Here is a 12,565-nt window from a genome sequence, read left to right on the forward strand (position 1 = left end):
CCCGGCCGGTGGGCCGGGGCAGGTGAGTGGTTATTCGGGCAATCAGAAGTCGACGTTGACTCCGAGCTGCCAGGTGCGGCCCGGCATCACCGCCAGCGCTTTATCGTTGGCGTCCTGGTTGGTGCCGGTCTCGATATTGCGGCTGCTCAGGTAATCCCAGTATTTACGATCGGTGAGGTTGTAGACCCCGCCATTGAGGCGCACGTTTTTCGCTACCTGCCAGTACGCGGTCCAGTCCAGCATGCCGTAGCCCGGCACGCGCATATAGTCGCTGCTGGCATCGGTGATGGCGGATCCGCTGTTGCTGTAGCTTTCGCGATTGGTGGCGGTCGCCTGTTTCCCTTTGACGAAGGTCGCCGTCAGGGCGGTGCCGTAGCGTTTCGCCGGATCGTCCCACGCCACGCCGACGATGGCTTTCATCGGCGCTACGCTGTCGAGGTCGACGTATTTATCGCCGCTGTAGCTGGATTTCGATTTCCCTTCGCTATAGCCGAGGGCGAGGGTGGCGCTCAGGCCGTCCACCTGCTCATACCAGGTGCCAAAGTTAAATTTAGTGCTGATTTCGCCGCCGTAGATATAGGCTTTATCGCGGTTTTCCGCCTGATAAATGGTGTAGATATTCGACGGCACGTTGGTGAACTGGCCCGGATTATTCGCCCGGGTATAGCGGGTATAGGCGATAAAGTTTTTATAGCTGTTGTAGAACAGCGCCGTGCGCAGAGTGATGCCTTCGGTAACTTCCCCCTTCAGTCCCCACTCAAGATTATCGCTGGTTTCCGTCTTCAGATCGGTATTGCCGATCAGGGCATACTGCTGGCTGCCGGCGTAGCTGGAGCCAAGGTTCCAGGAGCCATACAGCTGGCTGGCGTTGGGGAACTGCGCCCCGCGCTGGTACTGCAGGTAGGTCATCAGACGCGGGGTGAGGTCGTACTGGAAGGTCAACGACGGCAGAACCTGGGTATCGCTGTTTTTACCATACAGCCTGGCCACTGACGATTCGGTCAGCGCGCTGCTGTTGGCAGCGAGGTCGGACAGATTTTCCGGCTTCGTCGATTGATGTACCACACGCACGCCGGGAATAATGGCGAAATTGTGGCTATCGAGATCGAAGTTGATCTTATCCTGAACAAAACCGCCGAGGGTGTAGCTGCGGCTATCCGCCTCCGGCTGCATGATCTCGCTGTAAACGCTGGGGATTGGCGACTGGCTGAACGGCCGCTGGGTTTTGCTGGTGCTGGCGTTAAAGCCGGCGCTCAGATCGTGGCGGCCCAGGGTTTTCGCCAGTGCGGTCTGCAGGCCCCAGGTGTCGGTGTCGTAGTTGGAGTTCACCGTCTGCATTCTGCGGGTGACGCTGTCCGGCATATACGTCCAGTCATGGGCTTCGGTATGCTGGTAATAGATTTTACTGGAGACGCTGTCGGGGTAGTCATTCATCGGCGTCCAGTCATCCTTCAGGCTCAGGCCCCAGCGCCGGGTCTGGCTGGTCTGGCTGGCGGTGCCGATGGTGCTGTTGCCGCTGGAGTCCCAGGTATCGTAGTGGGTGTGGTTGGTTTTATGGTAATAGTCGAAGGTGCTGGTTAGCTTGTGCTCGTCGTTGGGCTGCCAGATCCCGGAGGCCAGAAAGGCATCGGAGTGCCAGTTCGCCGGGTAGGCATCGACGGTGCCGCTGTAATTTTCGGTTTCCTGGCCGTCACGGCGGCTATAGACCAAAATCCCGCGCAGGAACTCATCGCCGCCGGCGACGGTCACCCCGTTGTGCCAGCTGCGATCCGCAGAGTCGTAACCGCTGCGGTAGCCGAAGGCGCTGGTCTTGCCCGGGCGCAGGTAATCATCCGCTGATTTCGGGCGGAAGGAGACATTCCCCCCGATAGCGCTGTTGGCCGTTTCCGTCGAGGTGGCGCCGGACTGGATATCCACGCTGCCGTACATATACGGGTCGATATAATCGCGGCCGATGCCGAAGGTGTTGAGCCCGGCGCGGCCGACGTAGCCGCGGCCGGTGGCGTTGGGTTGCGCGATACCGTCCACGTCGATGCCGACGCGGTTGCTCTCCATACCGCGAATGTTGTAGCCGGTGTAACCTCCGCGGTCGAAGCCGCTTTTGCCGTTGCCGGAGCCGCCGCTGGCCCCGGTGGCGCTGATGAGCGGCTCATAGCGCATGATTGAGCCGAAATCGTTAGCGCCTTTATTCTCCAGCTCCCGGGCGCTGATGCTGTGTTCGCTACCGGCTTTCTGCACCGGCGCGGGAGCGGTGACGGTCATTTGTTCCGAGGTGTCATCCACCGCCTCGCCGCTAACGGCGGAAGTGTCTGCTGCGATGGCAGAAGTCTGATAAATTGCTGCAAACAAAGAGGTCACCAGCAGGCGTTTTTTACACCCTGCTGCTGACGGAGTCGATTTGTACATAGTCGCCACGCCTTGATCGTTATTAGTATCGGCTCACGCGTTACTTCCAGAGTTGCAGGTTGCTCCGTCTTTTCCGTTGCGGATAGGGTCTAACTCCATTTGTTGATTGCGAATGGTAATGATAGGTATTATCGTTTGCAACAAAATATTGATGTATTCCTCATTTAAACTGCACTTTGTTTACACTGTGCCCTTTCAGCCTGAGCGAGATGACGATGAATTCAAAAGCGGCTATCACCATCACCTATTGTTCCCAGTGCAACTGGATGCTGCGCGCCAGCTGGATGGCGCAGGAGTTGTTACACACCTTCAGCACCGATATCGCCTCGGTGACGCTGGTGCCGGGCACCGGCGGGATCTTCACTATCGATATCGACGGCCAGCAGATCTGGGAGCGCAAGCAGGATGGCGGCTTTCCGGATGCGGCAGAGCTGAAACGCCGGGTGCGCGATCTCTGCTTCCCGGAAAAAGCATTGGGGCATGTTGATAAACCCGCTAACCCGACCTGATCGTTAGGAAAGCGGCTGCGTGGCCGGCTTAAAAGGTGTATTATTGATGCATCTTTTTGTGGGGAGGGAAATTGACGGTGGGCAAACGCATCGAACGTGAAAAGCAGACGATCGGTCGGATGATTGGGCTTTATCAGCGCCACTGTCCGGAGGCCCGCGACGACGCCGAACACTATCAGGCGCTGAACGCCTACGCCGATAAGCGCCTTGATAAGTGCGTGTTTGGCGACAATAAACCGGCCTGCAAGCAGTGTCCGGTGCATTGCTACCAGCCGGCGAAGCGCGAAGAGATGAAGCAGATTATGCGCTGGGCCGGGCCGCGAATGCTCTGGCGCCACCCGATCCTGACCCTTCGCCATCTGCTGGATGACAGGCGGCCGGTGCCGCCGCTGCCGGAAAAATACCGACCGAAAAAATAGCGGCCTTCCCCGGCCTGCGCGGCGCGCAGCCGGCGGACAACTCGCGTTTTTTGTAGCCCCGGTAAGGCGTTAGCCGCCGCCGGGGATGGTTGCTGAAGTTTTCTGTTTCCGGCTATCCCGGATCGTGCTTGCCACAAAGGCGACCACAAACAGCGCGGTGAACAGCACCACGATAGTCGGCGCCGGCGCGCTATCGAGATAAAACGCCAGCCACACCCCTCCCGCCGAGCAGCAGACCGCCACTGCCACCGCCAGCAGCAGGGCGTGGATAAAGCGCCGTACCAGCAGGAGCGCGATCGCCCCGGGGGCAATCAGCAGCGAAATCGACAGAATAATCCCTACCGACTGCAGCGTCGCGACGATGGTCAGGGCGATCATGCACAGCAGGCCGTAGTGCAGCAGCCCCACGCGCAGGCCGCTGGCTTTGGCCTGCGTCGGATCGAAGGCGTGTAGCAAAAAATCCCGCCATTTCAGCCCGATAATCAGCGCAATCACCAGCGCGATAGCCGCCGTTTGTCCAATATCGCTGAGGGAGATCCCCAGCATATCGCCGAACAGAATATGGTCGAGATGGACGTCGGACTGGATCGCTACGTACAGCACCAGCCCGGCGCCAAACATACCGGAGAAGACAATTCCCATAATGGTATCGCGTTTGAGGCGGCTGTTATCGTCAAGAAAACCGGTCGTTACGGCGCACAGCAGCCCGGCGATAAACGCGCCGATGGCGAAGGGGATGCCGATAATGTAGGCCAGCACCACGCCGGGAAAGACCGCGTGGCTCATGGCGTCGCCCATCAGCGCCCAGCCTTTAAGCACCAGAAAGACCGACAGCAGCGCGCAGGGCACGGCGACGACCATCGATACCGTTATCGCGTTGACCATAAATGGAAACTGAAACGGAGCCAGGAACAGATTCAGCATGCAGCCTCCCTGGCGCGGCGGCGGTTGGCCAGCAGGCCATGCTTCGGCGCAAAGATAAAGGTGATGAGGAACAGCAGCGTTTGCGCCACCACGATAATGCCGCCGGTGGCGCCGTCGAGATAGAAGCTGAGCCAGGCGCCGAAGAAGCTGGTCAGGCTGCCGATGGCGACGGCGATGGCCAGCAGGCGCGGGAAGCGGTCGGTTAACAGCCAGGCGGTGGCCCCGGGAGTGACCACCAGGCAGATGACCAGAAAGGCGCCGACGGTCTGCAGCGCCGCTACGGTGCAGGCCGCCAGCAGGGTAAAGAACAGCAGCTTCAGGCCGCGGGTGTTCAGACCAATCGAGCGGGCGTGGTTTTCATCGAAGAAGGTCACCATCAGATCTTTCCACTTCAGCAGCAGGATCGCCATCGAGATAAAGCCGATCGCCGCCAGCTGGATAATATCCTCCGGGGCGATGGCCAGAATATTGCCGAGGATAATGGTCTGGATATTCACCGACGTCGGGTTCAGCGACACCATAAACAGCCCGATACCGAAGAAGGAGGAGAAGATCAGGCCGATAATCGCATCCTCTTTTAGCCGCGATCGCTGCTGCAAAAACAGCATACTGCCCGCCGCCAGGCCGCCGGAGAGAAACGCGCCGAGGGCAAACGGCAGGCCGAGCATATAGGCCCCGGCGACGCCGGGCACAATCGAGTGGGAAAGGGCGTCGCCAATCAGCGACCAGCCTTTGAGCATCAGGTAGCAGGAGAGAAAGGCGCAGACGCCGCCCACCAGCGCCGATACCCACATCGCATTGAGCATATAGTGATAGCCAAACGGCTCCAGCAGCCAGCTCATCGTGGTCCTCCCGCCGCGCGCCGGCTGATAAACGGCCGCTCGTCATCGGTGATAATCTGCGCTTCCGCGCCGGTGAGGGCGACGTGGCGCAGCACGCCGCTGAAAGCCCGCTCCAGATTCTCGGCGGTGAAGGTGGTTTCTGTCGGGCCGCTGGCCAGCACGGTGCCTTTTACCATCACCGTATAATCGCAAAACTCACTTACGGACCCGAGGTTATGGGTGGAGACCAGCATGGTGCAGCCCTCATCGCGTAGCTCGCGCAGCAGGCTGATGATCCGCGCTTCGGTCTGCACATCGACGCCGGTAAAAGGCTCATCCAGCAGGATCACCTGACCCTGCTGAGCGATGGCGCGGGCAAGGAAGACGCGCTTTTTCTGCCCACCGGAGAGCTCGCCAATTTGCCGATGGCGGTACTCGCTCATGCCCACGCGGGCCAGCGCGGCATCGACGATTTCGCGATCGCGCGGCTTTGCCCGCCGCAGCCAGCCCATATGGCCGTAGCGGCCCATCATCACCACATCCTCCACCAGCACCGGGAAGGACCAGTCCACCTCTTCCGACTGCGGGACATAGGCGACCAGATTCTGGCGCAGCGCGCGATTGACCGGCTGGCCGAGTATGGCGATCTCGCCGTGACCGATGCGCACAAAGCCCATCAGCGCTTTAAACAGCGTGGATTTACCCGAGCCGTTAACCCCCACCAGCGCGGCAATGGCGCCGCGTGGTACGCTGAACGAGGCGTCGCGCAGGGCGGTGTGGCCGTTGCGCCAGGTAACGGTGAGCTGGTCGACATACAGACCCGCTTGCGCTGTATTCATGGCTGTTTCCTCATCCCGTCCTGGATACCGTTGACGATGGTTTCGGTGGTGACGCGCAGCAGGTCGAGCCAGGTCGGCACCGGGCCGTCGGCGGCGCTCAGCGAATCGACATACAGCACGCCGCCGTAGTGGGCGCCGGCTTCGCGCGCCACCTGACGCGCCGGTTTATCGGAGATGGTGCTTTCGCTGAAGATGGTCGGGATCTGTTCTCTCTTCATGGTGTCGATAACCTTGCGCACCTGTTGCGGGGTACCCTGCTGGTCGGCGTTAATCGGCCACAGATACAGTTCGCGCAGGCCATAGTCGCGGGCCAGATAGGAGAAGGCTCCCTCGCTGGTGACCAGCCAGCGCTTATCCTCCGGCAGCTGCGCCAGTCTGGCCTGCAGCGGCGCCATCGTCTGGCGGATCTTCTCTTTGTAGGCCTCGGCGTTGCGGCGATAGGTGTCGGCGTGAGGCGGATCGTATTTCACCAGCGCGTCGCGAATATTATCGACATAGATCAGGGCGTTATCTGCCGACATCCAGGCATGGGGATTGGGCTTCCCGCTATAGGGGCCCGCGCTGATGCCCATCGGCTGGATCCCCTCGCTGACCACCACCTCCGGGACGCCCTGCAAGTGCTGATAAAAGCGGGCAAACCACCGTTCGAGATTGAGACCATTGCTGAGGATCAGCTGCGCCCCCTGCGCGCGTTTGATATCGCCGGGGGTGGGCTGGTAGTCGTGGATCTCCGCGCCCGGTTTGGTGATGGAGCTGACGACGGCGGCATCGCCGGCCACGTTCTGCGCCATATCGGCGATAACCGTGAAGGTGGTGATAACCCTGAATTTCTCCTGCGCCGAGGCCGGCGCCGCGGCCAGCAGGGCCAGCGCGCTGGCCAGCAGCAATGATTTCAGCGGTGTCAGATGCAGCATAGGATCCCTCGCAATGGTGTGGTTAATTTCTCAGCGTTTATAGCCATTGCTATGTTATATAGCACAAGCTATTTATAAATGAAAATAATTCTTATTTGCGTGCGGGGGATAATAATGAGCCGGGAAACGAAAGCGCGAGAAAGGGGAGGCAAGGTTGGCCCGGCGCGAACCGGGCGGAGATCAAGAGATATCGGCGACCGACTGGCGCGGGATCAGGCGGCCGGCCAGCGAGCGGCCCTCGGCGGTGAACGTTGGCCGGTCGTCTATCAGGCTGCGAATACGCTGAATACAGTTATCCAGCAGCGCCTCCAGTGGCCATGAGATGCAGGTCAGCGGCGGATAGAGCAGCGAGGCGAGGGGGGAATCCTCAAGGCTCAGCAGGGAGACCTCCTGCGGGACGGCGATGGTGAATTCGCGCAGCAGGCGCATTGCTTCAGCCGCGTAGCGGTCGCGTTTAACGATAATGACTGAGTATTTACTGAAGCTGTTAATTAAGGTCAGCAGCGCCTGCTCGACATCATCGTTGGCCGTCAGCACCAGCTGGCGGTTAAAAGGAATGGAGTAGTTCTGCAGGACGTTGCGGTAGCCTTCCAGCATCTGTCGGCTGGCATCGTCGCTATCGCTGTCCACCAGCAGGGCGATGTTGCGGTGTCCCTTGCCAATCACATAGCGGCAGGCGCTTTCGGTGGCGAAGGCGAAGTCATAGCCCTGGCTGTTGCTTCCAGCGACGCCGAAGCGGTCAAAGGCGATAACGTTGCGCGGCGCGTCGGCGGCAACGGCGCCCAGCACCACCACCGCCACGCACTGGCGCTGCAGATCGTCGATCGCCGCCGCCTGCTCTACCGGGTCGCTGACGTACTGGACCAGCAGGCTTTTATTCAGCCCTTTCAGCGCCTGCGAGAGGAGCGGCAACAGACGCGCGCCGTGGCTCTCGTCCTGCGCGGAAATCACCAGGCCAACGTGGCTGGATGTCTGACTGGCGAGGTTTTGCGCGGCAAAGCTCGGGCGATAGTTGAGTTCTTCAACGGCCCGCAGCACAGCTTCCCGGCTCTCTTCGCGCACGCCCCGGGTGCCGGTCAGCACGCGGGAAACCGTCGCTCTTGAGACATTCGCTAATCTTGAAACATCATCAATCGTTGGCATGGCTTTTTCTGTCTGGACATTTTCGCCTAGCTTAACATACCTGCTGAAAAAAGTGTCTACCGAGGCCCGTCCGCGGCGCCGGGCAACCGGGGCAGCCAGGCCGCGCCGCGCACGCCGCTGGCGTCGCCGAAGCGGGCCGGTTTGATCTGCGTGCGGCAGCTGTCGGAGAAGATCCACGGCACGATGGCGGCAGGCAGATCGCGATAGATCTGGCTGACGTTGGACAAACCGCCGCCCAGCACAATCACCTGCGGGTCGAGAATGTTGATCACTGACGCCAGGCTGCGGGCAAAGGCGTCGATAAAATGACGCCAGTGGGCCAGCGCGTGCGGATCGCCGTTTTGCGCTGCGGCGACAATGGCTTCCGCACGCGCTTGTTCCCCGTAGCGGCGGGCGAAGCCGGTGCCGGAAACAAAGCTTTCGATGCAGTTCGTTTTGCCGCAGTAGCAGGGCTGCGGCGGGCCATCGCGCTCAGGAGTATAGCCCGGCAGCGGATTATGTCCCCACTCTCCGGCGATAGCGTTGGGGCCGCTGAGCAGCTGTTGATGAACGGCGATCCCGCCGCCGCAGCCGGTACCGATAATCACCCCGAAGACGGTGGTGGCGCCGGCGCCGGCGCCATCGACCGCCTCGGAAAGGGTGAAGCAGTCGGCATCGTTTGCCATCCACACCGGTTGGCCAAGCTGCTGCATGATATCCCGGCGCAGATCGTGGCCGTTGAGCACCAGGCAGTTGCAGTTTTTAATGCGTCCGCTTTGCGGATCGATAGCCCCGGGCAGGCCGATCCCCAGAGTGAACGGCTGCGGGCTGACCGCGCGCATATCGGCAATCAGGGTCAGCAGTTGACGCATAAAGGCGTCATAGCTCTCTTTGTGGGTTGGCCGACGCAGGCGCTGGACGCATTCGCCTGCGGGATCCAGCAGTACGGCCTCCATTTTGGTGCCGCCAATATCTATTCCAAGATGTAACATAGTGACCTCGGGGAATCAGACCCGGCCAGCACGTCTGGCCGGGCAAGGCGCTAGGCGTGAAGCGGTTGCGCGCGGTAAATCGCAATCAGTTCGGCAATCAGCTCTTTCGCCAGAATGGAGGTCATCAGGTGATCCTGAGCATGGACCATCACCAGCGTCATTTTGGTTTTTCCCTCGCCTTCGTCAGCTTCGATAAGCTGGGTCTGCACAAGGTGAGCTTCGCGGGAATAGTGCGTCGCTTCCTGCATTTTGGCGTCGGCGGTGGCGAAATCACCCGCTTTAGCGGCGTGCAGCGCTTCGTAACACAGGCTACGGGACTGGCCGGCGTTGATGATGATCCCCATCACCTGTTCTTCTAATTCCATGATTATCCTCTGAATCGTTAGCGTTAAGCGGTTTGCGCCGCGTTATCAGCCTGGTCGACGGCGTTTTCACGCTCCTGGGCCAGCAGCTGTTTTTCGTAAGCTTTGAGAAATGGCAGGTACATCACCATGGCGGTGGCCATACAAATAAGGCACAGGATCACCGGGCTAAAGCTCCAGTTCGCCGCCCACGAGGCGCCGATAGGGGCCGGCGTCGTCCACGGCGTCATCGACACTACGCGGCTGACCAGGTCCAGCTTCAGCGCAAAGTACGCCAGGGTCGCGTTGACCATCGGCACCAGCACGAACGGCAGGAAGAACAGCGGGTTCATGATGATCGGCGCGCCGAACAGAATCGGTTCGTTGATGTTAAATACGCCCGGCACCACGCCCATCCGGCCAATCGTCCGCAGATGCACGGCCTTGCTGCGCAGCAGCATCAGCGCCAGCGGCAGGGTTGAGCCGACGCCGCCGATCAGCAGATAGTGATCCCAGAAGCCCTGGACATAGATGTGCGGGATAGCGGTGCCAGCGGCCATCGCCGCCTGATTGACCGACAGGTTGGCCATCCAGAACGGGTTCATGATCCCGGTGACGATCAGCGCGCCGTGGATCCCGGCGAACCACAGTACCTGACAGACCAGCACTGACAGCAGGATCGCCGGCAGCGTATCGGAAGCTGCGACCAGCGGTTTCACCAGCGACATGATCGCTTCCGGAATGATCATCCCCAGCTGGGCCTCGATAAACAGGTTCAGCGGATGTAGCGTCAGAATGATCGCCAGCACCGGGATCAGGATCTCGAACGAGCGCGCTACCCCGGCAGGCACTTCCGGCGGCAGGCGAATGGTGATGTTATGTCGCTTGAGGAAGGCGTACAGCTCGGTGGAATAGATAGCCACCAGAATGGCGGTAAAGATCCCCTGGCCGGAGAAGTAGGCAGTAGAGATCTGGCCATCTTTCAGCGGCGCGGCGACCAGCAGAAACGACATCAGCGACAGCATCCCGGCGGTCAATGAGTCCAGGTGATGGTGCTTGGCGAGGCTGGCGGCGATCCCGACGGCGATAAACAGGGTCATCACCCCCATGCTGAAGTTGAACGGCAGCATCAGCGCCTCGCGATGATCGAGCGAAAATTGCAGCCAGGCGCGGGCAAAGCCCCACGTCGTATCCGGAGAAAACGGCGGGAAGATAAACACCAGCAAAAACGAGCCGACGATCATAAAGGGCAGGGCGGTAATAAAACCGTCGCGGATGGAGGTAACGTATTTTTGCTGGCCGATCGCCCCCGCCATAGGCGTGATCTGCCGTTCGATCACATCGATCAATTTAGCGTACAGAGAGCTCATGATCTTTCCTTAGTTCTTGTTTTCGATGAGGGAAAGGGCGAAATCAAGGACTGCGGCGCCTTTTTGCATGCCGTAGTCCATCATATTGATGGGTTCGACGCGGATACCGTATTTATCCGCCTGCTTTTGCAAATCCTGCTGCATGTATTTCACCTGCGGCCCCAGCAGCACCACCTGATAATGGCCAACCTGTTCGGCGAACTCTGCTACGCCATAGGCGTTGATCTCTACCGGCAGGCCCCGCTGTTCGGCTTCCGCAATCATTTTTTTCATCAGCAGGCTGGTGGACATGCCTGCCGAACAACACAACATAATTTTTTTCATAAGTACCGCTCCTGATGAGGTTGGATGTGCGGACTATAGTCAAAATGGATGCATTGCGGAAAGCGCTTTCCGTTTATGGATTTATTTATTGTGACCATGATCACCTATGGCAGGCTTTCACTTTCCGGTGTTGTGGGCGATCATCCCGGCGAGACAATCATTCGCAAAGGTAGGAGTATGAACATTCAGTTAATGAATGTGGCCGTGGACATCATCGAGCAGCGGCTGGCGCCGCTGGCGAATGTTCTGACGCGCAACAACCACATTACGGCGATGCGCGATAGCTTTGCGCTGGCGATGCCATTTGTGATTGTTGGCAGCCTGTTGGTTCCCATTTTGTTTCCGCCCGTTTCCATCGACGGCGCCTCGCGTTTCGGCCAGGTCTATTTGCTGCTGCGGCCTATCCTGCTGCCGACCTTTCAGCTAACCATTGGCCTGGTGGCGCTGATTGTCGCTTTCGGCGCCAGCGCCAGTCTCGCCAAGCAGTACCGTCTGCCGGAACGGCTCTGTGGTTTAACCGGGTGTCTGGCTTTTCTGCTGTTTATCGGCTTTCGCGAGACTGCGGTGAGCAACGTTTATCTCGGCGGCATGGGGATATTTACCGCCCTGATATCCAGTGCCTATTCCATTGAAATCATTCGTTTTTTCTACAAAAAAGGTTGGTGTATCCGCCTGCCTGATGAAGTGCCGCTGATGACTCGCAATGGCTTTCAACTGCTGATCCCGCTGCTGGTGGTGATGCTGTCGATAAGCGTGATGAATGCCATACTGCTGCAGACCACCGGGCGTATCGTACCGGAGCTAATCAGCGAAGCGGTGCGGCCGCTGGTGCTGGCGTCCGACACGTTGATGGCGGTACTTATCTCTTTGTTTATCTGTAACTTACTCTGGTTTATCGGTATCCACGGCGCGCTGATTATCACCGGGATTATGAACCCCTTCTGGATGACCTATCTGTTTGAAAATCAGCAGGCTTTGGCGGCGGGTTCGCCAACGCTGCCGCATATTTATCTGCAGGGATTCTGGGATTTTTACCTGCTGATCGGCGGTATCGGCTCCACTCTGCCGCTGGTATTGATGGCGATGCGCAGCCGCTCACGGCAGCTGAAAAGCGTGGCCAAAATTGGCCTGCTGCCGTCGCTGTTTAATATCAACGAGCCGATACTGTTTGGTTTTCCGGTGATCATGAACCCGGTTTTTTTACTGCCGTTTCTCTTTGTTCCGCTGATAAATGCCTGTATTGCATGGTATTTTACTCAGCTGGGCATCCTCGATCGCGCGGTGGCGATGCTACCCTGGTCGATGCCTTCTCCGCTGGGGGCGGCATGGTCGGCGAACGGCAGCTGGAAAAATTTGTGCATGAGCCTGTTCGCGATGTTTAACGCCTGGATGCTTTATCGCCCCTTCTTCAAAGTTTACGAACGCCAGCTCGCGGAAACCGAGCGCTGATCCCCTCGCCGTCGGCGGCTTCTCCCCCGACGGCACCTGTTCACTTTCTCTTTCTTCCGCTCTGCTGCCGGCTTCCGGCGGTATTCTTGTTATTTTATGTGATCAGTCTCACGAATATTTTCGTCGCAGAGCGAA

At 59.2% G+C, this 12,565-nt stretch carries 13 protein-coding genes; 3 read left to right on the forward strand and 10 right to left on the reverse strand.

Features of this window, described 5'->3' with window-relative positions; translation table 11 throughout:
- Window positions 1-42 precede the first annotated feature (42 nt).
- Window positions 43-2,406 carry a TonB-dependent receptor gene (locus tag GT756_RS14495; RefSeq protein ID WP_160124862.1) on the reverse strand — a complete coding sequence of 788 codons (2,364 nt, stop codon included), beginning with the start codon at window positions 2,404-2,406 and terminating at the stop codon, window positions 43-45.
- 215 nt (window positions 2,407-2,621) lie between these two features.
- On the opposite strand from GT756_RS14495, the gene GT756_RS14500 reads away from it, so the two are divergent.
- Together GT756_RS14500 and GT756_RS14505 are read left to right on the forward strand one after the other, a co-directional pair.
- Window positions 2,622-2,915, forward strand: coding sequence for a SelT/SelW/SelH family protein (locus tag GT756_RS14500; RefSeq protein ID WP_048295863.1), 294 nt, complete (start codon window positions 2,622-2,624; stop codon window positions 2,913-2,915).
- Between the two features lie 77 nt (window positions 2,916-2,992).
- Window positions 2,993-3,334: a nitrous oxide-stimulated promoter family protein gene (locus tag GT756_RS14505; RefSeq protein WP_072500823.1), complete on the forward strand. Its 342-nt coding sequence runs from the start codon at window positions 2,993-2,995 to the stop codon at window positions 3,332-3,334.
- Window positions 3,335-3,403: 69 nt separating this feature from the next.
- On the opposite strand, the gene GT756_RS14510 is transcribed toward GT756_RS14505, so the two are convergent.
- The 9 genes from GT756_RS14510 to GT756_RS14550 form a co-directional block, all read right to left on the reverse strand.
- Entirely contained in the window at window positions 3,404-4,258 is an 855-nt protein-coding gene (locus GT756_RS14510; RefSeq protein ID WP_109938203.1) for a metal ABC transporter permease, read from the reverse strand.
- Window positions 4,252-5,100: an iron/manganese ABC transporter permease subunit SitC gene (gene sitC / locus GT756_RS14515; protein ID WP_032456515.1), complete on the reverse strand. Its 849-nt coding sequence runs from the start codon at window positions 5,098-5,100 to the stop codon at window positions 4,252-4,254. Before sitC ends, GT756_RS14510 begins: the two co-directional genes overlap by 7 nt.
- Window positions 5,097-5,918 (reverse strand): manganese/iron ABC transporter ATP-binding protein, encoded by an 822-nt coding sequence (locus GT756_RS14520; RefSeq protein ID WP_023318999.1) that lies wholly within the window; start codon window positions 5,916-5,918, stop codon window positions 5,097-5,099. Before GT756_RS14520 ends, sitC begins: the two co-directional genes overlap by 4 nt.
- Entirely contained in the window at window positions 5,915-6,832 is a 918-nt protein-coding gene (locus GT756_RS14525) for a metal ABC transporter substrate-binding protein (protein WP_004205632.1), read from the reverse strand. Before GT756_RS14525 ends, GT756_RS14520 begins: the two co-directional genes overlap by 4 nt.
- Window positions 6,833-7,012: 180 nt before the next feature.
- Window positions 7,013-7,975, reverse strand: coding sequence for a LacI family DNA-binding transcriptional regulator (locus GT756_RS14530; protein ID WP_004205633.1), 963 nt, complete (start codon window positions 7,973-7,975; stop codon window positions 7,013-7,015).
- A gap of 56 nt (window positions 7,976-8,031) precedes the next feature.
- A complete protein-coding gene (locus tag GT756_RS14535) occupies window positions 8,032-8,946 on the reverse strand; it encodes an ROK family protein (RefSeq protein WP_004205634.1) in 915 nt (304 codons plus the stop codon).
- 50 nt (window positions 8,947-8,996) lie between these two features.
- Window positions 8,997-9,311, reverse strand: a complete 315-nt coding sequence (locus GT756_RS14540) for a PTS lactose/cellobiose transporter subunit IIA (protein WP_048325500.1) — start codon at window positions 9,309-9,311, stop codon at window positions 8,997-8,999.
- A 23-nt stretch (window positions 9,312-9,334) separates the two neighbouring features.
- Window positions 9,335-10,657 carry a PTS sugar transporter subunit IIC gene (locus tag GT756_RS14545; RefSeq protein ID WP_004205635.1) on the reverse strand — a complete coding sequence of 441 codons (1,323 nt, stop codon included), beginning with the start codon at window positions 10,655-10,657 and terminating at the stop codon, window positions 9,335-9,337.
- A gap of 9 nt (window positions 10,658-10,666) precedes the next feature.
- Window positions 10,667-10,981: a PTS sugar transporter subunit IIB gene (locus GT756_RS14550; protein WP_002914979.1), complete on the reverse strand. Its 315-nt coding sequence runs from the start codon at window positions 10,979-10,981 to the stop codon at window positions 10,667-10,669.
- 177 nt (window positions 10,982-11,158) lie between these two features.
- On the opposite strand from GT756_RS14550, the gene GT756_RS14555 reads away from it, so the two are divergent.
- Window positions 11,159-12,430: a PTS sugar transporter subunit IIC gene (locus GT756_RS14555; protein WP_160124863.1), complete on the forward strand. Its 1,272-nt coding sequence runs from the start codon at window positions 11,159-11,161 to the stop codon at window positions 12,428-12,430.
- The last annotated feature ends 135 nt before the right edge of the window (window positions 12,431-12,565 follow it).

It is taken from the genome of Klebsiella sp. Q2 (assembly GCF_009900705.1).
Taxonomy (GTDB): domain Bacteria; phylum Pseudomonadota; class Gammaproteobacteria; order Enterobacterales; family Enterobacteriaceae; genus Klebsiella; species Klebsiella quasipneumoniae.

Bases quoted from the DNA above. Each gene is read 5' to 3' on its own strand.
- GT756_RS14495 (WP_160124862.1), bottom strand. From the start codon at position 2,406: ATGTACAAATCGACTCCGTCAGCAGCAGGGTGTAAAAAACGCCTGCTG.
- GT756_RS14500 (WP_048295863.1), top strand. From the start codon at position 2,622: ATGAATTCAAAAGCGGCTATCACCATCACCTATTGTTCCCAGTGCAAC.
- GT756_RS14510 (WP_109938203.1), bottom strand. From the start codon at position 4,258: ATGCTGAATCTGTTCCTGGCTCCGTTTCAGTTTCCATTTATGGTCAAC.
- sitC (WP_032456515.1), bottom strand. From the start codon at position 5,100: ATGAGCTGGCTGCTGGAGCCGTTTGGCTATCACTATATGCTCAATGCG.
- GT756_RS14520 (WP_023318999.1), bottom strand. From the start codon at position 5,918: ATGAATACAGCGCAAGCGGGTCTGTATGTCGACCAGCTCACCGTTACC.
- GT756_RS14525 (WP_004205632.1), bottom strand. From the start codon at position 6,832: ATGCTGCATCTGACACCGCTGAAATCATTGCTGCTGGCCAGCGCGCTG.
- GT756_RS14530 (WP_004205633.1), bottom strand. From the start codon at position 7,975: ATGCCAACGATTGATGATGTTTCAAGATTAGCGAATGTCTCAAGAGCG.
- GT756_RS14535 (WP_004205634.1), bottom strand. From the start codon at position 8,946: ATGTTACATCTTGGAATAGATATTGGCGGCACCAAAATGGAGGCCGTA.
- GT756_RS14540 (WP_048325500.1), bottom strand. From the start codon at position 9,311: ATGGAATTAGAAGAACAGGTGATGGGGATCATCATCAACGCCGGCCAG.
- GT756_RS14545 (WP_004205635.1), bottom strand. From the start codon at position 10,657: ATGAGCTCTCTGTACGCTAAATTGATCGATGTGATCGAACGGCAGATC.
- GT756_RS14550 (WP_002914979.1), bottom strand. From the start codon at position 10,981: ATGAAAAAAATTATGTTGTGTTGTTCGGCAGGCATGTCCACCAGCCTG.
- GT756_RS14555 (WP_160124863.1), top strand. From the start codon at position 11,159: ATGAACATTCAGTTAATGAATGTGGCCGTGGACATCATCGAGCAGCGG.